A 26,198-nucleotide genomic window follows, 5' to 3' on the forward strand; every position below is an offset into this window, starting at 1 on the left:
CTGTACTTTTTTACTTAGTTTACAACGGGTTATCTTCATAAAAGTAGTCTAGCATAGTGCTTATCTACTACAGCCCCTTTATTTATATATCGCAGACATTATTTCTTCTGCTTTTTTTCCGACTAGTACCAATCCTGATACTCTAAGACTACAAGGACTTGGGCTTTTCGCGGTGGGTTATTTGGCACGGCCCCTTGGTGGCATTATTCTTGGACGTTACGGTGACATTAAAGGTCGCAAGACTACTTTATTAGTCAGTATGTCTATTATTGCAAGCAGTTTGCTGATAATGGCATTTTTGCCAACGTATGCACAATGGGGCATGTTAGCTCCGATCCTATTTATCCTGCTTAGGATTGTACAGGGCATGGCATTTAGTCTTTACGTCCCATTGGCTTGGGTTTTTGTAGCAGAGCATGTACCGCGGCAGTATCTATCAGTTGGCTGTAGTTATGTGACTGCAAGTTTTTTTATAGGCGTATTATTTTCTAATGCTTTTTTTACATGGCTTACTGGTTCTATGACGCCTGAAGATCTGATTAATTATGGCTGGCGCGTGCCATTTTTTATCGCAGCAATACTAAGCTTTTTACCTCTACTTGCATGGCGTTTTCTTGATGAGTCACCATTTTTTTTAGAGATGACAAAATCAAAACCCAATAGCCATAACGCTCAGCCGTTTATCCTACTCTTTAAGCACTGTAAGCATTCAATATTTATCGGTATGATGTTGAGTTTGATTATGTCTAGCATTACGACTGTCATCATACTATTGCTTCCAGATTTGATTGAATTACGGTTTGCTTTAGACAAGGACTTATTTGGATTTTCACATAGTTTAGGCATTGTTTTTATGGTCTTTGGTTGTGTGTTTTATGGAATACTATCCAACTATCAAAATTTTGGTAAAATTTTAGTCGCTGGCTCTGTTTTACTGATTGCTCAAATGTTTGCGTTTTTTTACCATATGCAAGCTGGTGGTGACTATATTTTGATCATGTATGCCCTCTTAGGGTTTTTTGCTGGCATTATTGGCATGGTACCTGCTATTTTCGTACAGTTATTCCCCACCAATGTACGTCTGACAGGAATGGCGTTTTGCTACAATGTGACCTATGGTCTTGTAGGCGTGTCCGTACCTTTTGGTCTTGGCTACGCTACTACGTTTGTCAGCTTTTCACCTGCACTATATATCGCTTTTATCGGCTTAATTAGCATTATCATGGGATTTTATTTTTATAATCTGCCCGAATATAAAAGAATCAATCAGTTAATCTAGCTTTGTCATTATTCATTTTACTTATTGTATGATGACTTACTACTCTTGTTTTATAGACTGTTTAATCAAGCTTTAGGGGTAATGAAACAGTTGTTTCGTTATCTCTTGTACAAAACTTTAAAGATAAAATATTAAGGCTTAACAACCATGGTTGATATGACCAATAAACGACTTTCAGTTGCTCCGATGATTGACTGGACGACGACGGATTATCGTTACTTTGCGCGATTATTTAACCCGCAAGTATATCTATACACTGAGATGATCAGCACTGGTGCACTTATTTATGGCAATCGTGCGCGGCACTTACGCTTTGATGCATTAGAGCACCCTGTAGTACTACAACTTGGCGGCGCAGATATTGCCGAGATGACCCAGTGCGCCGAATTTGCTCAGCAGCATAATTACGATGAAGTCAATATCAATGTTGGCTGCCCCTCTGACCGTGTACAACATAACAAAATCGGCGCCTGCCTAATGGCAGAGCCTAAAACTGTGGCCAACTTAGTAACGCACATGCAGGCGGCTGTAGATATTCCGGTGACCGTCAAACATCGCATCGGTATTGATGATTTTGACAGTTATGAGTTTATGGCAGACTTTGTAAAGACAGTAGCTGATGTGGGTTGTACGCGTTTTATCGTGCATGCGCGCACAGCTTGGTTACAAGGACTGAGCCCTAAGCAAAACCGCGAAATACCGCCACTACGTTATGATGATGTTTATCGTCTTAAGCAGGATTTTCCAGAGCTTGATATTGAGATTAATGGTGGTATCGATACTGTCGCTGATATTGCCACGCACTTACAACATATCGATGGGGTAATGATTGGGCGAGCTTTTTATCAAAATCCTTATCTATTAGCAGAAGCTAATGCTTTATGGGATCATCCGTTACCTAAGCGTTCAGATATTTTAGTCAAGTTGTATCCGTATCTAGAGGAGCAGCTTACAAAAGGTGAGACACTATCGACGATGGCGCGGCATTACTTAGGGTTATTTCAAGGATTGCCAGGTGCTCGTAAGTGGCGACAGGCGCTAAGTGGTAAACCGCAGCTGACACTTGATGATATTAAAAAAGCCGCCGACGAAGTTTTGCAACTAAACCCTAACGCTTAATTTATTTTGTGTGTTTTGGTCGAGTATATTTTACTCAACCAACTTGGGTTAGGTATTGCCACATAGCAACACCGTTATTAATAATGTGTAATAACATAGGTAGTACTAACGAGCCTGACTTGATACGCGCGTAGCAAAATACAAATGCTAGTACTACGATAGTAGTGATTTCATAAATACCGTACTGCAAGTGAATCACGGCAAAAATAAAGCTGGTTACGATACTCGCTAGCAGTGCGCCATTCAACTTCGCTGGCGCAAACTGCTCTGCAACAGCCGACCATAAGATGCCGCGAAAGACCAACTCTTCATATATCGGTGCGACAATCACCATCGCAAACACGAGCAACCACACCGAGCTGACAGACTGATATAAAGGATCTACAAAAACCAGTGGTGACTTATCTAAAAAATAGGTCAATGCTTGGCTGCCAATCATAAACAACAGCAGTATTCCAAACATACCAATGCCAACTGCCAAGGAAAATGGCTTAATCGCTAAATATTCACGTATATCACCAGATTTTACACGTACAATCAAATAGCTCAGTGCCATCAGTAGTATGCAACTGATAATAATAGAAACACTTACTACTGTCCCATCATTACTGCCAAAAAAGAATATATCTCCTATCGTTGTGCTTTTGGTAGCCGGCAGCCATAATCTGCCTGCGATATATACTCCCATCAACTGGCTGATAAAAAAAGCAATGACCATTCCAATGACAAGAGAAAATGCTCCCAAGCGCGAAAACAAAGCTGGACGCTTGGGTTGCGGTGTCACTGTATTATTTACAGCAGTAGCACGGTTTGACATATTGAGACTCAAAACAGTAACTTAATAACTCTCATAAATATTTGTGATATATAGTATTTGATCACCAATTAAGATGACAATTGCTGCTCAATCAATGTTAATACTTGCTGCGCGACAGATTCTGGATGCTCAAGCGGAAACATATGACCACCTGCATGGGTTTTATAAGGAATACCTAAACGCTTTTGGATTTGCTGCGGGAAACGGCGTTTTAAAAATATACTATCCTCTCCAATAATGAGCGTCACTGGCGGCTTGGGCCTACGATTGGGTGACAACCAGTACCAAGAAGGGTTGGTACGAAATACAGCAACCTCACTGGCTTTAGGAATGGCTAAAGTGACTTTGCCATCTGCACGCTCACACAAGCCATGCTGAATATAACCTTCAAAGCTACGCTCATCGAAATTTTTAAAAAATCCCTTATGACGCATCTTTTCATAAGCCTCTTTACGACTATCCCAAACATCACGGCGGTTCTTAGAGATACCAGACGGTGACAGCTTATCCATCAGTCGATGATTCATTCGGGGCAACTTGTCAGCTGTTTTTGCGACATGCCATAGCAAGCTTGACTTGCCATAAACCCAAGGCGGATCCATAAGTACTGCTTGATGAAATATTTCGGGGGCGCGGTACAACGCTTGCAGCGTACACATGGCACCAAGCGAATGACCCACTGCGACTACTTGTGAGATGCCGTGTTTCTCACAGACAGTCTTTACACTATCGATGACTTGCTGGGTTAGACTACGCCAGTGATCATCAACAGGGTAATCTGGATCATTACCTAACATCGGTATGTATTCAACCGTAAAAAATTCGGCCAACGCCTCAAAAAATGGCTGATAGACCGCACTTGGCATCCCGTTGGCATGGGCAAAATGAATGACTGGTTTTTGGGTTATGTTAGATACAGGCAATGATGCAAAGGTCTGCAAATTGATTTCACTCATGACAGGCTCTCATTGTTTCTGATAGAGGTTGCTTTTAAAAGATTGGTACTTGATTTAGTACTTTATTTATAATTTAAACTGACTATATAACTGAGGCTGAGCATATAGCTATGCTCAGCCTCATCAATCATACACATTAAATATAATCCGTTCAAAATGAAAAAGGAACGTTTAACGCATCTCGATATTACCATCTTCTTGTGGCAATACATCAAGATTGATACTTGAACCTACGCCCGCACCAAGCTTAACTGCGAAGCGATCCATGAACAGTTGGAACGGATCCATCGGCGTATAATTTACCACGTTATCTAACTTTAACTCTCTTTCCAAGCTTGCAATACTGCCTGATTGGTCTGCCAGTCCCAATGCAATAGACTGCTCACCAGTCCAAAATAACCCTGAAAACAAGTTGTTGGCCTCAGGATCTTTGAGACGATCACCGCGGCCTTCTTTTACGGCATTGATAAAGTGCTTATGAGTATTGGCAAGTACTTCTTCGACATGCTGCTCTTCATAGCTGCTAAGCGGACGTGACAAGCTTAGGATATCTTTATATTCACCAGCCGTAATGGTACGGTCTTTGACACCTACTTTATCCATCAAACCTTCGATATTATAGTTTGGCATAATGACACCAATAGAGCCCACTAAGCTTGATGGATTTACATAGATCTCATCTGCTGCTGATGCAATATAGTAAGCACCAGAAGCACCGATATCACCAATCACCGCATACAGCTTTTTGTCTGGGTATTGCTGACGTAGGTTCATCATAGTTTGCCAGATCTCATCTGACTGTACTGGAGAGCCACCAGGTGAGTTGATATCAAGTGCCACTGCTTTTGAGTTATTGTTTTCAAATGCGCGCGTCAATGCTTTACTGATATCATAGGCATTTGCAGGATCAGCATTACTTATCGTACCTTGTAACTCAACCACAGCTAAATGCGGCTTACTGGTATCAATACCTTCTAGCCCAGATGGCGCATCATTACTACAACTACGACCTATCGTCAAAAATAGCAATAAAATATAACCAAAAGTGAGCAGTTTAAAAAAGATGCTCCAACGCCTTGAGCGGCGCTGCTCTTCTACACTGGCTAATAAGGTTTTTTCAATAAGACGCCATTCTTGTCCATTTGGCTGGTTAGGCGATATTTGTTGCAATGGTGCCGGCTGATTTTCTGAATTATCAGGACGTTTGTTAGGGTCTGGCGGCCAGTTGGGCATATAACTTCCTAGGTAAAAAGCGATCTAAAACAAGTAAAGATGGGTATAGAAAATAAGTATAATAAAAAAGTTGAATACATGAATGATCGGTATGGCTAGGTCATTTAGTATGGTGGTGTTTTCGTCAAGGTTCAATAGTGAAAACGTGAAATGTCATCATACTATGATGTTGATAATAGATGTTAGCAGTAATGGCTTCATTTTTATGGTAAAGCATCAAAACGTAGCGCTATCTCCAAGGTCTTACGATCATAAGTAATTATCTCATCAATCTGTTGCCGGTTTAATATGTCAATAGTCACCTGTGACGTACTGTGACCAAGCCACTGCGTAGGATAACCTGAGCTCGTAATATCTGCAAATGAATCAGCTGAACACAGCAGTGGCCACATTTGCCACAGACGCTGATGAGTATCTGCGTTTAAAATCGTGCTTGCTTGAAACGTCTCGTCTTGATAGGTATCTCCTTGGTGAGATTGTTGCCTGATATTCGTTACTGATACAGTTGGGATAAACGTTTGAGCAGTTGCCTGTAATGACTGCTGCGGGTCATTGACATCGTATCGAACGACACGAATTGGCTGCTTGCTAGCAATCGCTATAGTACAATCCCAAACGCTACTATCATCGATGTCATGCCAGCCTGTTATGGCCTGTAGTGCCATATCATTGTTGTCTAGCTGCCACGTTTTACCTTGCTCGCAGCTTTGCGCGCTAATCTTGATGGTTCGCGCAGATTGATTGCGCTCTAGAGATAGCTGCTGATAAGCTGTCCAGCGCTCGTAACGACCTGCTTGCCAATACTGATTGATTGGCGTAGTTTGATTTAATTGTAAGACGCTCATTGGTAGCAGCTCAGCGTTTTTAGAGCTGCTTTTAATCTTGTTATCTTGCTGTTTAGCAGACAAAGTATTGGTTAGCGTCGGCACGCTGGTTTGTACAACGACACCTTCTAACTGTTTAACCGATAACGTTCGCAGTTGTTGTACTAAATTTGCAGTGATATCATCCGCAGTCATTGTGCTTGGCATTGTTCTTGTACCATAGGGCCTATGATCTGCTAAAAATAGCCAATAAACAGTATCTGAAGCTGCTGCTCTTTTACCATTATTTTTATTATTGTTTTTAATAATACTACTGCTATCCATGTGTTGACGTGTTACTGGGTACTGCAATAGAGTCGCGCTTAAATACTGGTCACCAGTTGGTAATATATATAAGGTAGGTGTTGTCGCTAAGCTCTGCTGATTGGCATATACTGTCATCACCAACAAGCTTAGAGGCGGTAATGCTAGCCCGCGACTAATAAGCCCGCGCGGTAGCAACCATGGTACCATGATCAGTAGCGCCATCAGCAATATAGCCATATTCACCGGTGTATACAGCCAAGCGTCCGATAACGCTGACAATGACGTTAACCACGCTATCAGTTCATGCAGGCTTGCAACCATCATACTTACCAATGCCCAAATACCATCTGCTATAGCGGGTAATAACAGATAGCAAAGCCCTGCTAACAGATTCAAAGGTACGATGACCCAACCGAATAAACCAATAGCAAATAGGTTGATAAACAGCCCCCAAAGCGAGGCTTTGCCAAACAATAATAACGTAATAGGCAGTAACGCGATAAATAACCAAAACTGCAATTTAAATACGCGTTTACCAGCCAGCCTTATCTGAGTCAGTAAAGTACCACTTACATGGTTGTTATGAACAGTGTCATGTCGATACTGCCCTGAAGCTGCTTTATCTTGCTGATGTGAGGCGTCGTCATATTTTAATAATAATGCCACTGCGATAAACGATAACCAGTAGCCTGCTTGCCATAATACATAAGGATCAAACCAAGCCATGAGTACTGCGATCGCAAGTAACACACGCATGGTACTAATCGGCAGTAGCGTTAATCGTACCGCCCCTATTGCTAATAGCATCCATGCAGTACGTGCAGCTGGTACATCGAACCCTGTAAATAAAGCATAGATAAAAGCGACACCAATCATGACCCACCAACGCACCTGCCAGCGCGGTATATTACGATACAGCGTAGGCCACTGGTAGTTTACCAACCAAACTGCTGCACCTGCGAGCATGATAGCCAAAAACAAAACATGCGTACCAGAGATAGCCAACAGATGCGAGATGCCAGCCAGCTGGTATAAATCTTTAGTGTCACGATTGATTAAGCTACGATCACCTGTTAGCAAACTTAAGGTTACCACTTTTGCTTGCTGCTCTGATGTCGTTTGCTGCAGCCAATCTACATAAAAATGCTGACGCAGCTGCCAACGCCATTGATCAATACGAGTACGCAAACTGCTAAGAAATGAGTCAGAGACATTATCCAAAGCAGTGATTGTTGATGAGTTGCCTAGCGCTCTGATGGGCTCACCAGTGGCAATAATAGCAGCCATACCATCAATGTGACGTCCTCTAAGCCAGCGATAGCTGTCAAAACCTGTTGGATTATTGATGGTTTGCTCAGAGGTAGCCAAAGGTGCAAGCTTCAAAGTCATAAACAGCTGATCACCAGGCTGTAGATTATTGAGATTGGTTATCTGTGTGTTATTAGAAGTTTGATTAGGATATACATTGAGCAACACGCGATGTTCTAGGCTTTCATCGCTATCGTAATTTATGTCTTTATTATATAAGTTGCTATTACTTAGGCTATTATTAATATAGGCTAGCGTTTGCGCTTGTAGCTCTTGCACAGTTAATTTGGAAACCAACGGCTCAATTGCCTGCAAAGTTGCCACTTGCCGATAGCCACTATTCATCGCAGGGTCGTATACGCTATCGCTAATGCCCTCTATAGTTACCCATGCGCGTACCTGCGTAGTCTCAGTAATTTTTGTAGCTTCTGCTCGCTGATAGGCAGATAATGCTTGTAGTGCACTGCCGATAATCAGCATACTAGCTATGGCAGTCATCATTAGATAACGGATAAACTTAGAGAATGCGGTGGTATCTTTTGTTCGATTTTTATGAAGGGAGTGATTGCTGACTGATGATAGCGCTGCACTGCGTTGGAGAAGAAAAAGAAAAGTTATCGTTGTTACGGTCAACGAAAGCCAAATAAAAGAACTTGTGATAGACAAGTTAAATGGTAATAGTCTATCTTGAGCAAAGTCCATAGTCCCTATTGATAATACGCCTACCATCGCTATAATGCTTGAGATGCCAATCGCCCAATACATCAGCACTCCTTACGTGATGGCTTATCAAATTTACACTCAGACTTGGATAACACTGAAAAGATAACTATAGACAGACCTATATCATACGTCATTTGTTTGGTTGTTTATTAACTTACATTAGACGACTAAATACCGATGATAGCATTATTAACGGTATTACCCTATACTATTTAACATATCGCGACTGCTTCTATTGATAACCACTCGTCCTATTATTCTATCGACAATTTATCTTTACTGACGATGTTTTCGAATATTGTTAAATACTAAACCCTTGTACTCTTCTGAGTGAACTGTAGATAACGAACAAAGGCAAACCTGTGCCCCAAAAACGTCTCAAAAGTCTCCTACCCACGCCCGAAAAGATCTTAGAGAGCCGCTCTTTAAAGCTATTTGCGCCGCATTTGGCTGATCCACGTTTATGGCAATTTAATCGCCATAGTTTGAATAAGGCGGTTTATATTGGGGTGCTTAGTGCATTTTTTCCGTTACCAGGACAGATGTTACTGGCGTTGATTGGTGCGCTTATTTTTCGTGCTAATGTACCGATGGCCCTTGGTTTGACGTGGATCACTAATCCTCTGACTACGCTACCTATCTTTTATGCAGGTTATTACGTTGGCGCCCATATTATGGGCGAGCCAATGATTAGCTTACGAATAATTGGAAGGATGATTGCTGACTTTAGCTTATGGGTACTGGCAAATGGTGCCAATCCATTCATTACTTATCGTGGTACAGTGTCATTGACTGCGTTTTGTTTAGGACTGACGCTGCTAGCCGTGGTGACTAGTCTTATTTGTGGTTTAACCTTTAAGGCGATCTGGCGCTATAAAACAGTGACAAGCTGGCAAAAGCGTCAAAAAGAGTCTTCAGATAAACATCCAAAGACGTAGTAGTAGTAAAAGGTATCTATGTTAAGTGTTTTGTTTAAAAACACTACTCTTCTTGGTCTTTATTTATAGCGTCAACGACTTGATCGGTAAAATTATCATTCATCACTAAGATATCTATCACTTCCTTATCTTTGAGTAACGTATAACGTTTTCCTGTAGCGCTGTCTTGAGCTTTTAGATCATAGTCAGCACCAGCAAGCGTAATAGCGTCAAAAGCGGGTGTGAGCAACTCTATTTGCGTCTGTCTATCGATCGTCTCAAAAAGCGTTGGATCAATATAGTCCTTTAACGGATCATTGCCTTCTTCAGCGCTACCAAAAGCAGAAACTGGATCATCGTTTTTATTATCATTCATAATATTTATCCTTATAAACTTTACGCAGACTTTAAATCATATGAACATGGTTCGCTATCGATATACCCTCGATGATTTAATATTCAGCCCAATGACCATTGCGTAGTAGCAACTGCCGATCAGCCAGCGCAGCCAAATTGCGGTCATGAGTCACCATGAGTAATGCTGTTTGCATGGTGCTTTGTAGCTCTGATAGCAGACCAAATACAGATTGGGCATTGTCATAATCCAAGTTACCAGTCGGTTCATCTGCTAATATGAGTGATGGCTTAGTTACCAAAGCACGAGCAATGGCCACGCGCTGACGCTCACCACCTGACAACTCTCCTGGTCTATGGTCCAAACGATGACCTAACCCCACGTTTTCTAACAGCTCAATAGCTTGCAGACGCGCTTCTGTTGTGGACACTTTGGGTCGCATTAACAAAGGCATAGCGACATTTTCTACCGCGGTAAACTCTGCCAATAGATGATGAAACTGATAGATAAAGCCCAAATATTGATTACGCATGGCGCCGCGCTGGGTTTCATTCATATGATTTAAGCACTGACCATGCAGCCATACTTCACCATCAGTAGGTGTATCTAGTCCGCCTAACAAATGTAGCAAAGTACTCTTACCTGAGCCACTTGTGCCAACGATGGCAATACGCTCGCCTGCATTGACAGATAAATCCAACCCTGTCAGCACTTGCGTATGCACTGCACCTTCATCGTATATCTTACTAATGTTGCTTGCCTCTAAAATGGCCGCCATACCGCTTCCTTCATTAATATTTGTCAATCAAAAGCTAAAACTTAAAATTTGTAATTATATTTCTTATACGATTATCGTAAAGTCATCAATATGACTACTCATAACGCAGCGTTTGCGCAGGTTGGATCTTGGCAGCTCGGCGTGCAGGATAGATGGTTGCCAAAAAGCTTAGAACAAACGATGCCCCAGTGATCAGTACGACATCGACCAAGCGTAGCTGCGATGGTAAGTAATTAATAAAATAAGCATCGAACAGGTTTAAGCCAAAGCTTTGATTGATCCAACCTAAAATATCGCTAATACTTAAGGCAAAAATAACCCCAAGCACAGTACCAGCTACTGTACCAATGACCCCGATTACCACACCTTGCACCATAAATACTTGAGTAATCAAACGCGGAGAAGCGCCAAAAGTCTTTAAAATAGCGATGTCTGCTTTTTTGTCAGTGACGAGCATGACTAAGCTTGAGACGATATTAAACGCGGCGACAAGGATAATTAAGAACAATAATAAACCTACCATCGCTTTTTCCATCTGAATCGCGCCAAATAGATTGCCATGAGTCTGTGTCCAGTCATTGGGGTACAGCTGCTCTGGCGCAATTGCCGCTGCTTTTTGCGCTGCCATCGGTGCATTAAATAAATCATCAAGCTTCATACGAATACCTTGCGCGCCCTCAGGAAGACGCAGCAATTTGGCAGCATCATTCATCGGAATGAATGCCATCAAGCTATCTACTTCTGGACTGATGCTAAAAATACCTGTCAAAGTAAAACGCTTAAAGCGCGGTATGACACCAGCTGGTGATGGTGACGCTTCTGGTAGCACCAACGTGACCTTATCGCCAATATTCAAACCAAGCGACTGTACCATCTCCTCGCCTAACACAATACTAAAGTCGCCACCTTTTAAAGTATCAATGCTGCCTTCAGTCATATGCTTATTAATGATTGAGACATTTTTTTCGTAATCAGGATCAATACCTGTGACCATAATCCCGGCAACTTGACCATTAGAAGTCAACATACCTTGGAGTTGAATAAATGGTGCGACTGCTGAAACCTCCGGATCTTCTTGAATACGTTCAGCAAGCTGTTTCCAATCGCCAATGACCTCAGGTGACGTCACAGTCGCTTGCGGAACCATTCCCAAAATACGGGTCTTCAACTCGCGATCAAAGCCGTTCATCACTGATAGCACGGTAATCAATACCGCTACTCCAAGGGTTAAACCAATCATTGAAATGAGCGATATAAAAGAGATAAAGCGATTACTACGCTCTGCTCGGGTATACCGTAAACCGATAAATAATGCTAAAGGACGAAACATATTCAAACTCTTTATCCTATCTAGGTGAGCGACTGTCATATAAGCACACTAACGTAAGCCAACAAGCTTTTTGCGCTTAACAAGCAACTGAGCCAGTACTGGTTATGCTTATATGAATATAATTCAGACATATAAACATGGTTTTAGTCGTCCCAATCGTGGCTACCAAAAAAGTGGATAGTTTGACACAATTTTCCTAATATGTGCCAATCATTCATAAAAACTGCAGGTCTTTTTTATTAAAATACAGCGCTTCGTTATTATTTTTCTATGAGGGGCTTGCTATTAGTTGCGTCTATACCTATATATTGTATGCTAAGGACAATTGTCATTAACCCATCATTGTTGTTTGTTGACCCATTGCTGCTGCGCAAACATAGCACAATATTGAGGATGTATATAATATATTGCTTAGGTATTGGCTTACTGCGTTAGTAACAAATAAAAGCTCATGGCGCTATTTGGTGTCCAAACTTCATGGCAGACTTAAGTTTGAGTATTCTCATGACTATTAATTATCAATATAAAAACGTACAATCACCCACCAAAATTACTTTAACAGACGAGCAAACCGCTGGTCATGCTGATCATTGGCGTATTTTGACTGATGATATGAGTCGTGATGTGCCAGAATGGCTACAGCAGATGATTGAACATGCGACCATGCCTAAAGGTCTCAACAACCATGCAAGTGCTCAAGATTCTTGTTTGCTACTGTCTGAAGATCAGCCTTGTCACATCAATCAAGTACTCGCAATGAAAGATGGCAAGCCTGAATGCTTTATTAACGCCTACCCTTGCGTCAATGGCCCTTATGGTCTGACTTGTACGATTGAGCGTATGATTGTCAGTGACAGCTCAAATGATGCAGTACTACGCCTGCGTAGCGTTGATGGCAGTATTATTTATGCTTTTGATCAGCTCTACACAGCCAACCGTCATCTATATCAACAAAACACGCCATATTTTGTAAATTTTAGTGCTTGGGCTCACGAGATATCGATTAGTCATCAAGACGAAGTCATTATGGTCGAGGATCAAGAAGCAATTCGCTACCATCGCGCTTTTAATGATATCGTTGCGGCCAATGACGGACAAGTACCAGAAGATATTCAAGAACAAATTAAAGAGTGGCAACCAAAGACCAAAGAACAAATGGCGCCAGTAGAGATCAACTTGGGTCATATGTGCGCTTATCTATTTGGCGATACTCTCGGTCAAGAAGACGAGGCTTGGTGCCAAGGGCAAGTTATTGGCAAACAAGAAACGATATTCAATGACAAGCCTATCATCTTATTTGATGTGGTCATCTTGCGTGAACAAGATGCAGATCCTTTTGTTGTGCGTATAGGTGCGCTAAGTACAGAAACCACAAAAGCCATCAAGGTAAATAATTACATTCAAGCAAATATTTGGCTACAAGCAGCGATTTATAAAGAAAATCAAGACTCCAAAAACACAAAAGTGCAAATACAGACGCAAGCTAGCTGATATATCCATAATCATCTCAGTAATCTTACTGTCTGAAAACGGCCCATGACTCAAATAAAAAGCCCCTAATTTAACTAGGGGCTTTTTATTTGGAAGCTTTTATTTACAGGCTTTTAGTCTAAGTCTAATACTTTAGGCCATGGTAGTCATAGACTTAATTTTTTTAAATAGCTCTTTTTGCTCTGTACTTGGACGGGCAGTTTGTAATGCCATTAACTGTGACATATCACCCTCAACACGAATTTTACCGCTCATGAAAGCACCCATAATCTCATTCATATCGAAATTTGTGATGATAGATTGTAAGGTAACACGATCAAGTAATAGTGTTGTGGTAGCATCGTCGTTTAAACCTTTTTGAAGGAGCCCATCCGAAAAACTGGCTTCGATATCTTGCTCAGCATCAGAAACCTTTAGATTGATAACCATGTTTGCTAGTGCTGGAGGTAAATTCAACTCGCCAGCTTCATCCCCTAACTGCGATACTTGCTCAAACCATGCGTCCGTTAAAAAAACTGCCATATTATTATCCTTTGTACGTTAAAAAATTACGGTCAATGTTACTGCGCCTTATTATGACGGGGTTTTATAATAAGTAAAACCTATAACGACGAGCCTTTGCCAAATTGTAACAAATTCTACTACCTCTATGTTTGTTTAAAACAGTCATCCATCAACATAATTTAACGCCTTTTACCCAATATCTCTTTATATGAAGGTCATAATAAAAATCCTTACGTTTTATATTGATATATCAAGGTTTTTTGTTATGATGAGCGCCGACAACCCTAAATAATCAGTTGTCATACACAAGTTATCGGCTTAACAAGTTCAATAGATTAGACGTCATTTAACGTCAATAAACTTCAAAAAATTCTCTTAACATATCCATTTTATAAGCGTATCATAAGTTAAATCATATGGTTAGCGACAGATAGGTTAATAGTATTAATAAAGATAGGTGGTAGAGTTTAGCATTATTGAATGACAACGTTATTACACTATTGATCCATTAGTGCCAAATTATAGTTCCATTAATTTTTATTATAAACATGGTGTTTTACAGCCATTTTCTCAGTGATAAGTGAAGGTTGTTAGCCACATTGTTTACCAAAGAGTTTGTATTTTGACGCATAGTCCTGATGATATTTCATTAAGATTGCGTTACAATACCTTAAACAGAATCAGGAGTTTTAACTAAACATTACGTCAATATGTTTTTGTCAGCCGCCGCTCGCATACCTCTATCATTCACACTTTGTAAAATAGACGTTTGATGCCTAAGGTCGGCTTGTTTTCTTATTAACTGTAACGATGTATTAATTGCCTTAGTCTCGCCGAATAGTAATCGTAACGCCTTGTTGCTTGTATACTGTTATTACTAGTCAATCCCCTGCGAAAAGTTTTATAAAGTAGTTAATAAACCCTTACAGTAATAGGTGAGTCAGACAATATCATGTGTCACGTTCGTTATGCTTTATCGTATATGCAACGTGGAGAGTTAGTTAATTCTGTTGATAATTCGGGCTGTAAAGGAATCATCCAATGAGTTTACAAAACACAGCAGTCGCCCCAGTTGACCGTGAATACGAAATTACTGTCGTAAGATTTTTTACGATTATGGCCGTAGTATGGGGCATCGTCGGCATGAGTCTTGGTGTGTTCATTGCTTCACAGTTGGCGTGGCCAGCACTTAACTTCGACATTCCATGGCTGACCTTTAGTCGTTTAAGACCGCTACATACCAACGCGGTCATTTTTGCGTTCGGTGGCTCTGCCCTGTTCGCAACCTCTTATTATGTGGTGCAGCGTACTTGTAAGACAAGGCTATTTGCACCTTATCTAGCTTGGTTTACTTTTTGGGGTTGGCAAGCGGTTATCGTCTCAGCGATTATTACCCTACCTTTAGGCTTGACCTCTACTAAAGAGTACGCCGAACTTGAGTGGCCTATTGATATTTTGATCGCTTTGGTATGGATATCTTACGCCATTGTATTCTTCGGTACGCTGATCAAACGTAAAACCTCACATATCTATGTGGCTAACTGGTTTTTCGGTGCTTTCATTATTACGATTGCTTTACTGCATCTCGTGAACAGCATGGCCATTCCTGTTAGTGCGTTTAAGTCATACTCTCTATTCGGCGGTGCAACTGATGCAATGGTGCAGTGGTGGTACGGACATAATGCGGTAGGTTTTTACTTGACGGCGGCTTTCCTTGGGATGATGTATTACTTCGTTCCGGTGCAGATTGGTCGTCCTATCTACTCGTATCGTTTGTCTATCGTTCACTTTTGGGCATTGATTGCGTCATATATGTGGGCTGGTGGTCACCATTTGCATTATTCAGCGCTTCCAGATTGGACGCAGTCTCTTGCGATGGTGTTCTCTATTATCCTATTCGCGCCATCTTGGGGTGGTATGATCAACGGTGTGCTTACGCTATCAGGTAGTTGGGATAAGCTGCGTACCGATCCAATCATTCGCTTTATGATTGTGGCATTGTCGTTCTACGCGATGTCGACATTCGAAGGTCCAATGATGTCTATTAAGACGGTAAACGCGCTATCGCATAACACTGACTGGACAGTAGGTCACGTACACTCAGGCGCGCTTGGCTGGGTAGGTATGATTACTATTGGTTCGCTATACGTACTGTTACCACGTATCTATAACAAACCAAAGATGTATTCTATCAGCCTAATCACCACGCATTTTTGGCTGGCGACTGCAGGGACTATCTTCTACATCGTATCTATGTGGATCTCAGGCATCGGTCAAGGCATGATGTGGCTTGCGACCAATCCTGACGGTACTTTGGTATATAGTTTCGTTGATACGGTTGAGTTCTCGCACTTCCCATATATTGGTCGTGCTTTTGGTGGCTTCTTATATGTATCGGGTATGTTTGTCATGGCATATAACTGCTATAAAACACTCAAGATGCCAGAAGGTAAGCCTGTAGATGTCGCGGATCCAACGGATCATGAACCTAGTGTCGAAAAACCATCGACAGCTAACGTATAAGGAGCGATCATGGCTGGTACACCGCATGAAATTATTGAAAAAAATACAGGCTTGTTGGTCATCGGTATCGTTATTGCTATTAGCTTTGCAACGCTAGTTGAAATCGTACCATTGATTTATGATAATAAAAGTCCCGAGGATGGTGGGGTTAACGCTCCCCTTCCCGCTATGGAACCATGGACGGCACTAGAGTTTGAAGGTCGTGACATCTATATTCGTGAAGGCTGTCACGTCTGTCATACCCAGATGGTTCGTCCGCTACGTGCAGAAGTTGAACGTTATGGTCCATATTCACGCGCTGCTGAGTCTACGTGGGATCACCCATTTTTATGGGGCTCAAAACGTACTGGACCTGATTTGGCGCGTGTTGGTGGACGCTACTCTGAGGATTGGCAAAAGCAGCATTTGATCGATCCGCGTTCATTAGTTCCTGAGTCTGTTATGCCAGGCTTCCCATGGCTTGCAACCAATGAAGTTAATGGTGAGAACGTTCAAACTAAGATGCGTCTATTCCGCGATCGTTTTGGCGTACCTTATACTGAAGAAGACATTGAAGGTGCTCCTGATGCTGTTTTAGGTGCTACTGAGCTCGACGCTCTAGTTGCCTATCTTCAACAGTTAGGTACTGCGATGGAAGGACAGCGCTAATGGGTATTGGTGAATTACAAACAATTGCGACTGTCTCTGCCTTTATCGCTTTTTTGGGCGTTGCATGGTGGGCGTATTCGCCAAAAAACAAAAAACGCTTCGAAGAAGATGCACAACTTGCGCTTGATGATGAGGTTGAAGAACCTTTGTCTGAAGAGCAGCGCAATAAGGATGAACGATGACATTTTTTTGGAGTTCTTGGATCACCATATTAAGTATTGGGTGTTGGCTTTTTATTCTTGGGGTCTTATTATTTGTATTAAAATATAGACCAGACCTTGAGGAAGACGGTACGACAGGTCACACTTATGACGGTATTCGAGAATACGATAAACCACTTCCTAAATGGTGGTTAGTGATATTTTTTGGCTCAATCGTCTGGGGAGTCGCCTATTGGGTGTTTTTCCCTGCTATTTTCCCTTCAAAATGGGAAGGTATTGCAACGGTAGAAGTTGATGGTGAGACTGTACCGTGGACTTCTAAAAACGAGCTATATAGTGAGCTTGAAAGCAATAATAAAGTTTTTACTGATAATTTTGAAAAAAACATTTTGGCAAAAGCGGACGCCAATGGTGCTACATCGACATTAGCGACACTTGCTGAGATGCAAGCGACCATGCGTCGTAGCGAAAACCCACCAGCAGATTTGCAGACGCAGATTGATCAAAAGGTAGCAGAGCTTGCTCCTTATGTAGAAAAACTGTCTGAAAACCCAAATGCTTTAAAAGTAGGTAGTCGCTTATTTTTACAGAACTGTTCAGTATGTCATGGTTCTAATGCTAAAGGTGCCGTGGGTTATCCTAATCTAACTGACAATGATTGGTTATATGGCGGTGCGCCTGAGAACATCTTGACGACGCTTCATAACGGCCGTGTCGGTGGTATGGCAGCTTGGCGTGATCAGCTTGGAGAAGAAGGTATACGGGCTGTTTCTGAGTATGTGTTAGCCATATCTGGTAATCAAGAAGGCTATGATCTTGATGAGACCATGGTTGCACAGGGCAAGGTTATCTTTAATGAACCTACTAACTGTGTACTATGTCATGGTGAAGATGCTAAAGGTATGATTTCTACTGGTGCCCCTAACTTGACTGACGATATTTGGTTGTATGGTGGTGATAGAGAAACCATTCGTGAGACATTACGTTATGGACGTGCTGGTGTTATGCCCGAATGGCAGACGAAGTTAGGTAACGAGCGTATTATGCTTCTTGCTGCATATGTCTACTCGCTATCTGATCAAAAAGTCCAGTCTGAGGTGTCACCTGCTATGGCTACTACTCCTAATACGAATACAGCAGAAGCAGTAGAAGTTTCTACTAATTAAGATTGTCTTATTGGCTTCTGCGTTATGGTCGTTAATATATTATTTGAAAAGGAGGACTGTCATCGCAGTCCTCCTTTTTTGGTTGAGCGTTTATCTATAGGTCTTATTATAAATCCTAATGCCCTACATAGACTCTCATAAATCATATGGTTTCTACCATAATGATGATTGTTTTTTGAGGTTATTACCCCATTTAGAGTAAGGGAAATGCTAAAATAGCGAGGCTCATAAACAGCGCCCCAGTTATAGTTTTAGATAGTATTTATCCAATCTCAACCAGTTATTTATAATCGCTCATTTAGTAGTTAGGTTAACCTACTTTTTATTCATATTCGCTAGGTTGTCTTTTTACTTACTGACATCGATAACATTATAAGCATTTACATCTTGTTTTTTCATAGGTGTTTGTTACTCATGCCAGCAGACTGATTCTTTTTTTAAAGAGGCACGTTTATGTCAGCACAACAACCCAATAAAATCCCAGTACAACAAATAGATCTTGATGCGACAAAGCATCGTATACACCCCCGATTCGTCACAGGCTTTTATCAAAATATTCGTGTCATTAGCATGTATGCGTTTTTAGCGTTGTTTTTGATTTTACCTTGGATCCGGTATAACGGTAGGCAAGCAATATGGTTTGATGTGCCATCTCAGCATTACTATATTTTTGGTATGACGTTTTTGACGCAAGACTTTTATTTTATTGCCGCGTTCGCTCTTATTGCAGCTTTTACACTATTCATGGTGACCGTCTATGCTGGACGGGTGTGGTGCGGCTATGCTTGCCCACAAACCATTTGGACGCATCTTTATCAATATGTAGAAAAGATAGTCATCGGTGATCGCAATAAACGTATCAAGTTTGATAAGTCGCCTATGACTGCGACTAAAGCTTTTAAACGTTTTTTGGTATATTTTATCTGGTTCGTCTTTTCGATGATTACTGCTACTACCTTTGTTAGTTACGTAGCGGGAACTGACTACCTGTATGGCAGCTGGCAGCTCATAGGTTTTATGCCATTCCCTGATTGGTCAACGTGGGTTTGGGTTTCGATATTTATATTTGCTTTTTCTACCTACGTAAACGCAGGTTATATGCGTGAACAGATGTGTGTTCAAATTTGCCCTTATGGTCGTTTCCAGAGCGTTATGTTTGATAAAGATACCCTTATTGTATCTTATGATTATGATCGCGGTGAACCTCGCGGCCCTCGTAAAAAGGGGACTAATCCAGAACATCTAGGTGACTGTATTGAATGTCAAATGTGTGTACAGGTATGCCCGACTGGTATCGATATTCGAGACGGTCTGCAAGTCGCGTGTATTCAGTGTGCAGCATGTGTGGATGCTTGTAATGAAGTCATGGACAAAGTTGGCTATCCACGAGGACTTATCAGATATACAACTGAGAGGCAACTGGCTGAAAAAGAGCCTAGCCGTGTCTTACGTCCGCGTCTGTTTGCTTATTTGACTCTGTTGGCTGTGTTATGTGGTGGTCTTATTTACGCATTAACTGATCGCGTGCCATTAGAGATTGATATACGTCGTGACCGTAATCAGCTGTCTTCTATGACCAACCAAGGTATGATTGAAAACAGTTACATTGTGAAGCTGACCAATAAAACCCAAGAACCTCATGCTTATAAAATATCGCTTGCGCCGCAAGATGGTCTAAGTTTAGAGCTGCGTTTCAACGATGTGCCATTAGAAGCTGGTGAAAGCTTTGATATGCCTGTTAGCATTTACGGTGACCCTGATGTCGTTGAGTCTGGTCAAACGCCTATTACTTTAAACGTAGTAAGTGAAGATGGTCAGTACAAGGTAAGTAAACAAAACATTTTTACGACTCAAGGCCAGTAAATACTTGAAATATAACGTATAATCTATACTTGAGTGACTAGATTTAGGTCACTCAAACTAGGCAATAGTATATTGATCGTCTCATACATTTAATAGGTATTTTATGTCTACACCCACTCCTACGCCAAGTTTTAAGCGTCAAGATAGCCAGCCATGGTATAAAAATTACATGGTAGTCATCTTTGTCATCGGTATGCCAGCCTTTGTGGTTATCGCTTGCCTCTGGTTTGTTTATTACTCTTATCAAATTCGTGACAGTGTGGTACGTGATGATTGGTATATGGACGGTAAGACGCTTTATCACGATGTATCACGCGATAAGCTGACCTATGATCTAGACTTACGCGGCAAAATGCAATTTACCTCAGACGGTGACATCACTTTTTATCTCGATTATCCGCAGCAAAGCTTACAAACAGGCAAACTGTTAAATGGTGAACCACTTACCTATCCTGATACGTTAGAGCTTTCCATATCGCATGCAACGGATGTTAAAAAGGATCGAGATGTGGTACTAACGCACCAAGAAGGAAATAAATACAGTGCCAAAGTAGATATTGACTCAGTAAAAGCCAAGTACTATCTACAAGTAAGCAACGATGGTAAAGACGACTGGCGTATGCAAGACGTTGCAAGACTGCCACGTTCAGAAGTCAGCTTTGATCCCCTGCCCGTGTTTGCCAAAAGCTAAAATCAGTCTTAAATCGTTAATTTTAAATCATAAAAAACCAGCTGATTAATAGCTGGTTTTTTTGTGAGCGTCATATGGCTTGTGTCTTATGCTAACCAATTATGTCTAGTTAAATAGACAGCTAAATAACGGGGTTAATCGTAGGGATTTTTTGTGTAGAACGACTACTTTTTTTCTCTTTATCTAAAGCCATTGACTGCTTATGATCGTAATCAAATTTTGCATTAAAAGTCTGGGTCTCTGGTGCTATAGGCAGGCCAATCTCAGTAAGGCTATCAGTCTGTCCAGCTTGAATATTATCGCCTTCAAATAAACGCTTATTGTCGTCACGTTCGAGGCTTAATGTCTCAAAATCAAATAACTCACGATCTGCTAATTGCGATGGCGCGACGTTTTGCATTGCCTTAAAAATAGAGGCCAAACGCTGCGGGTGAGCATCATCCCATTCGCGCAGCATGTCATTGATGATGGCGCGTTGAAGATTGGTCTGACTACCGCATAGATTACATGGAATGATAGGAAATTCTTTTAGACGAGCATATTCAATGATGTCTTTTTCTTCAACATAAGCGAGCGGACGAATAATCATATTTTGCTTATCATCGCTAAGCAGTTTAGGTGGCATCGACTTTAGAGCACCGCCATGGAACAGATTTAAAAAGAAAGTGGCCAACATGTCATCGCGATGATGACCTAAGGCTATTTTGGTTGCACCGATTTGTTTAGCAAAACCATATAACGAGCCTCGGCGCAGACGTGAACAAGCTGAGCAATAGGTCTTACCTTCTGGTACAACGCTTTTAACAATGCTATAAGTGTCTTTTTCTAAAATATAGTGTGCAATGCCTTGCTCATTTAAATAAGCAGGTAAAATATCCTCTGGATATCCAGGCTGCTTTTGATCGAGATTGACCGCGACAATATCAAAGCTTATCGGTGCGATGCGTTTCAATAGCAGCAAGATATCTAACAGCGTATAGCTATCTTTACCGCCCGAAACGCATACCATCACGACATCACCATCTTCGATCATATTAAAGTCGCGAATCGCCCACGAGACTTGCCTACGTAGCTTTTTTTGTAATTTGCGAAATAATACAGACTCAGTACGAGCTTGTCCGTCAGCTAAATCTCCAGAAGCAGATTCTGTAGTGATGTCAACATCAACGTCATCATACTCCATACTATAAGCATCAGTCTCTAAAGTATGGCTATCTAAATGTGCTTTAGTCGGCACCTCGTCAAACTCAGGCATATTTTTTGGCGTAAATAAGGTCGCTGCGGTCATAAACTACTCAGTATCTTTACAAAGGTGATTTGGCGATAAAGCAATTGATAGTAAAACAAGGCGTAATAACGTATTACTACTAATGTGCTAAAAGCAGCAGCGATTATAACAAAAAATGCTAACAGTTTGAAAAGATGAGATTAAATTACTAGGTTTAATATTATAAAATTTCACGCGCGCCGTATTTGTTACTGATATAACTGTAAAGGCTTTATGACTTTTATAGATATATAATAGTAGCCGTAACTTTGTTAAAATGGCCGTTTTCGCAACTCAATACTAGACACTACTATGACTGAAATTACCCCGCAATCCGACCTCATCCGTTCAGCATCTAACCCTTCTTCAGATACGCTTCATCAAGAGCAAAATGCTGTCGTCTTGTTATCAGGTGGGCTTGATTCGGTCACTTGTTTGTACTGGGCAAAGGCTCGTTATGCTTGTGTCACCGCAGTCAGTTTTAATTATGGACAGCGTCATAACAGTGAGCTCGTTGCAGCAAAAGCGATTGCTAAAACAGCTGCGGTGAATCACCGCATTATTGATATCGATATCGCACAGCTGGGTGGTTCGTCGTTAACTGATCACAGTATGACTGTCCCTGATGGGGATGCAGACAAATTCCCTAATAAGAAACACGATAAAATTGATAACGATGCCATTCCAAATACTTATGTACCTGCACGTAATACCATATTCTTATCTTATGCGTTGGCGGTTGCCGAAGTCACTGCTGCCAACCATATTGTTATTGGCGTTAGCTCAGTAGATTATTCTGGCTATCCTGACTGCCGTCCTGAGTACATCAACGCTTTTGAGCACATGGCAAACCTTGCAACCAAAGCTGGCGTTACAGGTCATCGTTTAAGCATTCAAACACCTTTGCAAGAATTGTCTAAAGCTCAAACGATCGAGCTTGGATTAACGCTTGGTGTTGATTATGGACAGACCATTTCTTGTTATCAAGCAGATAAAGATGGCCTTGCTTGCGGTATGTGTGACAGTTGTGCGCTACGCCGTCAAGGTTTTGCTCAAGCTGGGGTTGCTGATCCTACGCATTATCAGACCCAGTATCTACGTCCTGAGTAAATTTAGACATTTAAGTTGTATTGCATACTTAAATCTATGTTTGCATAGTTCTATCCAAATGATGTTTTATCTAAATGATGTTTTATCCTCAAAGCATGTAGCATAAAAGCGACAAACATAAGCGTAACATTTAATTGCATCAACACAGCAAGCGTATGGTGTTCATTAATGGCTATAATTGTTATGGTATGATTCCTTATGCTCATACTAGATGTCGTTTACAAATAATAGTATAAATGATAGATAAATTTTTTAGTTAATGTCTAGCTGACAACAGTATTATCCATTTAGCGTCTGTTTTATTGACGCTGTATTTATTTATAAGAGAATATATATGAAGCTATTAAAAGTACTACCCTTAGCATTAATCGGTTTGGTCGCTATGCCGCAAGCAAACGCTACTGATATTAAGCAAAACAACATCAATCAATGTGTTACTGGTGCGGTCAAATATAAAGTCGCTGATAAGAGCACCGCCACCAAACTCTGTAACTGTACCATCAATGTACGCAGTAAAATGACGATTGGTCAGATGTGGGAAATTGAAAGCTACGCGCAAGATAAAAAGGACCCATCGGGTCTACCTTATGTAAAAAAGATGCAAAAAGATTTGCAGCAGTGCACCAAAGGTTTGGACTTAAAGCAACCGCAAAAGCCTGCGTAACCTAGTCACTAAATGCGTATAATAAAAAGACTGGCAGATGTCAGTCTTTTTTTGCTAAAAAATGAACAACATACAAAATTTATCAATCACTTTTATTAGTTTGACTATAATAAGTTAACTGATATTGACGACAACTTTGGATTTAACAAGATAAGGAAGTTAAGATGGCAAAGCCAGCAACAGTAAGCATTACCCTACCAGATTTTCCAGTAGCAATCGTTCGCAATCTCGATGGCCACTTGATTCATGACGATATTAGTTTAAAAGAGCTTGTACAGCATACCGATAAAGGACTCATTCTTTACTTTTATCCCAAAGACGACACCCCTGGTTGTACCACGCAAGCGACAGAGTTTACAGAACATTTAAATGTTTTTGACAAGCTTGGCTATGATATCGTTGGTGTATCGCGAGACAGCGTTGAGTCTCATAAGAAATTCATCACCAAGTACGATCTGCAAATTCCGCTAATTAGCGATAGTGATGAAAAGCTATGCCAGTACTTCGATGTCATTAAAGAAAAAAACATGTACGGAAAAACTACTATGGGTCTTGTGCGTTCAGTATTTGTATTTGATAAGGATGGGACACTGACCCATGCACAGCGCAACCTAAGAGCAAAAGGTTATACTGAGCGTTTGTTGGATACGCTAGGCGCGTAATCGCTTTGATTGATATTATTTGAACAATAAATAAGAGTACAAAAAGCCTTCCGAGCACTGATAAATGCTATCAGTATTAAGAAGGCTTTTTTTGTTTTCATCATTTAACTGATAAGCTATCAGTTTCTCATAAAGCCTAAATCTTGGTTATTAAAGTTACGAATATTGGGCGCAATCAAGCTCAAATCACTATTTGGTACACCAAACCATTTGGCCAAAGTGGCTGAATATTGATCGATAGACGTCGTGGGTAGCATCCGGCCTTGGCCTGTGTCTTCTGCCGTATTAAGTCCAATTTCAGGACTTTGTCCATAAAAGTCTCTACCATTAACTGCCCCGCCCATAATCATATGATGACTACCCCAGCCATGATCAGAACCATCACCATTACTACTAAATGTACGTCCAAAGTCTGATGCGGTAAAGGTGGTGACACTGTCAGTCACATTTAATTCTTCAGTCGCCTCATAGAAGCTTGCTAAAGCATCATCAACCAAAGACATCTGTTTGCTGTGCCGACTTAATAAGCTTGAATGCGTATCAAAGCCTTTAAGACTCACAAAAAACACCTGTCTTTTTACACCAAAATGGCCACGCGCTTTGATAAGCTTTGCCACAACCTCTAGCTGCTCAGCTAAAGAATTATTGGCTGAAAATTGTGTTTTTAGCTCTCCGGCACTTTTTAATGCCGATGACATTGTGCTTTCAGCTTCTATGGAACGTAATGTGACTTCATTAATATGGTTTTCCATAATATTGTTACGACTTGAGGTAATAAGCTCTTTAAAAGCGCGTGCACACTCTTTTGAACCATAAAGTCTGGCGTTTTCTTTGGCTGGTGGAATAGGAATGATACCGTCTGTTCCGATATTAAGAGGAACTGTTTTATCTCCTGTCAAAAATAGAGAGTTGTTAGCTGTACTCACACAAGAAAACATGGCTTGTGAGTTTTGATTCAAAATAAGATCACCAATCTTTCCACCCCAGCCTTCCTTAAAAGCGGCAGAAGAAGTGCTTTGCCAAATCTTTTTCTGTGTAGAGTGGGAAAATAGCATGTTTGGCAAAGGGACTGTTTTTTTGTTGAACTCATCTAATGAGGTTGGTTGAATCAAAGTACCCACATTTTGTAAGACTGCCAGTTTTTTTAGATGAAACAAGCTATTTAAACGTTGAAGGTTTGGATGAAAGCCCCATTTTAGACCATTTGCTAAACTTGATGATGGTATCAGTGGTAAGACTTTTGACTGGTCTATAGCGATACTTTGACGCACGTCTTTATAAGTTCTGTAATTCTTTGAATCGATAGGAATAAGCGTATTGGCTTGGTCATTACCACCATCAAAAAACACACAAACCAATGCTTTATAGTCTGTAGCCGTTTGAGCGGCAGCTTCAGCCATACCCATCAAATTTATGGTGACAGGATTGGCCACGCCTGCTGCGGTTAGATATCCTAAACGCTTTAAAAATGCTCTTCTTGATAATTCGCTCATAGTAGTCATT

23 protein-coding genes are annotated in these 26,198 nt (G+C 41.0%); 13 read left to right on the top strand and 10 right to left on the bottom strand.

All coding sequences use genetic code 11. The annotated features are described in order from the left end of the window. Positions 1–100: 100 nt before the first annotated feature. Both Q0895_RS05540 and dusA read left to right on the top strand, forming a co-directional pair. On the top strand, positions 101–1,279 hold the full coding sequence (locus tag Q0895_RS05540) for an MFS transporter (RefSeq protein ID WP_299186815.1): 1,179 nt from the start codon (positions 101–103) through the stop codon (positions 1,277–1,279). 147 nt (positions 1,280–1,426) lie between these two features. After that, positions 1,427–2,398: a tRNA dihydrouridine(20/20a) synthase DusA gene (gene dusA, locus Q0895_RS05545; protein WP_299186251.1), complete on the top strand. Its 972-nt coding sequence runs from the start codon at positions 1,427–1,429 to the stop codon at positions 2,396–2,398. Between the two features lie 34 nt (positions 2,399–2,432). Here the strand turns inward: dusA and Q0895_RS05550 are convergent, their stop codons facing one another. The 4 genes from Q0895_RS05550 to Q0895_RS05565 form a co-directional block, all read right to left on the bottom strand. Further along, positions 2,433–3,215: a type II CAAX endopeptidase family protein gene (locus tag Q0895_RS05550; protein WP_299186254.1), complete on the bottom strand. Its 783-nt coding sequence runs from the start codon at positions 3,213–3,215 to the stop codon at positions 2,433–2,435. Between the two features lie 68 nt (positions 3,216–3,283). After that, entirely contained in the window at positions 3,284–4,171 is an 888-nt protein-coding gene (locus Q0895_RS05555) for an alpha/beta hydrolase (RefSeq protein ID WP_299186255.1), read from the bottom strand. 171 nt (positions 4,172–4,342) lie between these two features. Continuing rightward, positions 4,343–5,404: a signal peptide peptidase SppA gene (gene sppA / locus Q0895_RS05560; RefSeq protein WP_058368489.1), complete on the bottom strand. Its 1,062-nt coding sequence runs from the start codon at positions 5,402–5,404 to the stop codon at positions 4,343–4,345. Positions 5,405–5,607: 203 nt separating this feature from the next. Further along, entirely contained in the window at positions 5,608–8,343 is a 2,736-nt protein-coding gene (locus Q0895_RS05565) for a ComEC/Rec2 family competence protein (RefSeq protein ID WP_299186258.1), read from the bottom strand. A 584-nt stretch (positions 8,344–8,927) separates the two neighbouring features. Between Q0895_RS05565 and Q0895_RS05570 the strand changes: the two genes are divergently transcribed. Next, the gene (locus tag Q0895_RS05570; RefSeq protein ID WP_256713820.1) at positions 8,928–9,503 is read left to right on the top strand and encodes a DUF2062 domain-containing protein; all 576 of its coding nucleotides are present in this window, start codon (positions 8,928–8,930) and stop codon (positions 9,501–9,503) included. A gap of 43 nt (positions 9,504–9,546) precedes the next feature. Here the strand turns inward: Q0895_RS05570 and Q0895_RS05575 are convergent, their stop codons facing one another. The 3 genes from Q0895_RS05575 to Q0895_RS05585 form a co-directional block, all read right to left on the bottom strand. Next, positions 9,547–9,858, bottom strand: coding sequence for a hypothetical protein (locus Q0895_RS05575; protein WP_058368485.1), 312 nt, complete (start codon positions 9,856–9,858; stop codon positions 9,547–9,549). Positions 9,859–9,934: 76 nt separating this feature from the next. Continuing rightward, on the bottom strand, positions 9,935–10,615 hold the full coding sequence (gene lolD, locus Q0895_RS05580; RefSeq protein ID WP_299186263.1) for a lipoprotein-releasing ABC transporter ATP-binding protein LolD: 681 nt from the start codon (positions 10,613–10,615) through the stop codon (positions 9,935–9,937). A gap of 94 nt (positions 10,616–10,709) precedes the next feature. Next, positions 10,710–11,945: a lipoprotein-releasing ABC transporter permease subunit gene (locus Q0895_RS05585; RefSeq protein ID WP_299186265.1), complete on the bottom strand. Its 1,236-nt coding sequence runs from the start codon at positions 11,943–11,945 to the stop codon at positions 10,710–10,712. Between the two features lie 504 nt (positions 11,946–12,449). On the opposite strand from Q0895_RS05585, the gene Q0895_RS05590 reads away from it, so the two are divergent. Beyond that, a complete protein-coding gene (locus Q0895_RS05590; RefSeq protein WP_299186817.1) occupies positions 12,450–13,436 on the top strand; it encodes a hypothetical protein in 987 nt (328 codons plus the stop codon). A 132-nt stretch (positions 13,437–13,568) separates the two neighbouring features. On the opposite strand, the gene Q0895_RS05595 is transcribed toward Q0895_RS05590, so the two are convergent. After that, entirely contained in the window at positions 13,569–13,958 is a 390-nt protein-coding gene (locus tag Q0895_RS05595; RefSeq protein ID WP_299186267.1) for an SCP2 sterol-binding domain-containing protein, read from the bottom strand. Between the two features lie 1,023 nt (positions 13,959–14,981). Between Q0895_RS05595 and ccoN the strand changes: the two genes are divergently transcribed. The 6 genes from ccoN (at position 14,982) to Q0895_RS05625 (ending at position 20,992) form a co-directional block, all read left to right on the top strand. Further along, positions 14,982–16,463 (top strand): cytochrome-c oxidase, cbb3-type subunit I, encoded by a 1,482-nt coding sequence (ccoN, locus tag Q0895_RS05600; RefSeq protein WP_299186270.1) that lies wholly within the window; start codon positions 14,982–14,984, stop codon positions 16,461–16,463. 9 nt (positions 16,464–16,472) lie between these two features. After that, complete coding sequence (ccoO, locus tag Q0895_RS05605; protein WP_058368480.1) at positions 16,473–17,111, top strand: cytochrome-c oxidase, cbb3-type subunit II; 639 nt, start codon at positions 16,473–16,475, stop codon at positions 17,109–17,111. Continuing rightward, on the top strand, positions 17,111–17,293 hold the full coding sequence (locus tag Q0895_RS05610) for a cbb3-type cytochrome c oxidase subunit 3 (protein WP_299186273.1): 183 nt from the start codon (positions 17,111–17,113) through the stop codon (positions 17,291–17,293). Before ccoO ends, Q0895_RS05610 begins: the two co-directional genes overlap by 1 nt. Continuing rightward, entirely contained in the window at positions 17,290–18,438 is a 1,149-nt protein-coding gene (ccoP, locus tag Q0895_RS05615) for a cytochrome-c oxidase, cbb3-type subunit III (protein ID WP_299186275.1), read from the top strand. Before Q0895_RS05610 ends, ccoP begins: the two co-directional genes overlap by 4 nt. Before the next feature lie 453 nt (positions 18,439–18,891). Then, positions 18,892–20,301: a cytochrome c oxidase accessory protein CcoG gene (gene ccoG, locus Q0895_RS05620; RefSeq protein ID WP_299186277.1), complete on the top strand. Its 1,410-nt coding sequence runs from the start codon at positions 18,892–18,894 to the stop codon at positions 20,299–20,301. 103 nt (positions 20,302–20,404) lie between these two features. Beyond that, a complete protein-coding gene (locus Q0895_RS05625) occupies positions 20,405–20,992 on the top strand; it encodes a FixH family protein (RefSeq protein WP_299186279.1) in 588 nt (195 codons plus the stop codon). Between the two features lie 121 nt (positions 20,993–21,113). On the opposite strand, the gene ttcA is transcribed toward Q0895_RS05625, so the two are convergent. Further along, positions 21,114–22,148, bottom strand: a complete 1,035-nt coding sequence (gene ttcA / locus Q0895_RS05630) for a tRNA 2-thiocytidine(32) synthetase TtcA (RefSeq protein WP_366139919.1) — start codon at positions 22,146–22,148, stop codon at positions 21,114–21,116. A gap of 423 nt (positions 22,149–22,571) precedes the next feature. Here ttcA and queC point away from each other — a divergent pair, with 423 nt between their 5' ends. The 3 genes from queC (at position 22,572) to Q0895_RS05645 (ending at position 24,695) form a co-directional block, all read left to right on the top strand. Next, positions 22,572–23,369: a 7-cyano-7-deazaguanine synthase QueC gene (gene queC / locus Q0895_RS05635; protein ID WP_299186284.1), complete on the top strand. Its 798-nt coding sequence runs from the start codon at positions 22,572–22,574 to the stop codon at positions 23,367–23,369. Positions 23,370–23,703: 334 nt separating this feature from the next. Beyond that, the gene (locus Q0895_RS05640) at positions 23,704–24,033 is read left to right on the top strand and encodes a hypothetical protein (RefSeq protein ID WP_299186287.1); all 330 of its coding nucleotides are present in this window, start codon (positions 23,704–23,706) and stop codon (positions 24,031–24,033) included. Positions 24,034–24,197: 164 nt separating this feature from the next. Continuing rightward, positions 24,198–24,695, top strand: a complete 498-nt coding sequence (locus Q0895_RS05645; protein WP_299186289.1) for a peroxiredoxin — start codon at positions 24,198–24,200, stop codon at positions 24,693–24,695. A gap of 119 nt (positions 24,696–24,814) precedes the next feature. Here the strand turns inward: Q0895_RS05645 and Q0895_RS05650 are convergent, their stop codons facing one another. Further along, positions 24,815–26,188: a DUF1501 domain-containing protein gene (locus tag Q0895_RS05650; protein WP_299186291.1), complete on the bottom strand. Its 1,374-nt coding sequence runs from the start codon at positions 26,186–26,188 to the stop codon at positions 24,815–24,817. Between the last annotated feature and the right edge of the window lie 10 nt (positions 26,189–26,198).

It is taken from the genome of uncultured Psychrobacter sp., assembly GCF_947495825.1.
Taxonomy (GTDB): domain Bacteria; phylum Pseudomonadota; class Gammaproteobacteria; order Pseudomonadales; family Moraxellaceae; genus Psychrobacter.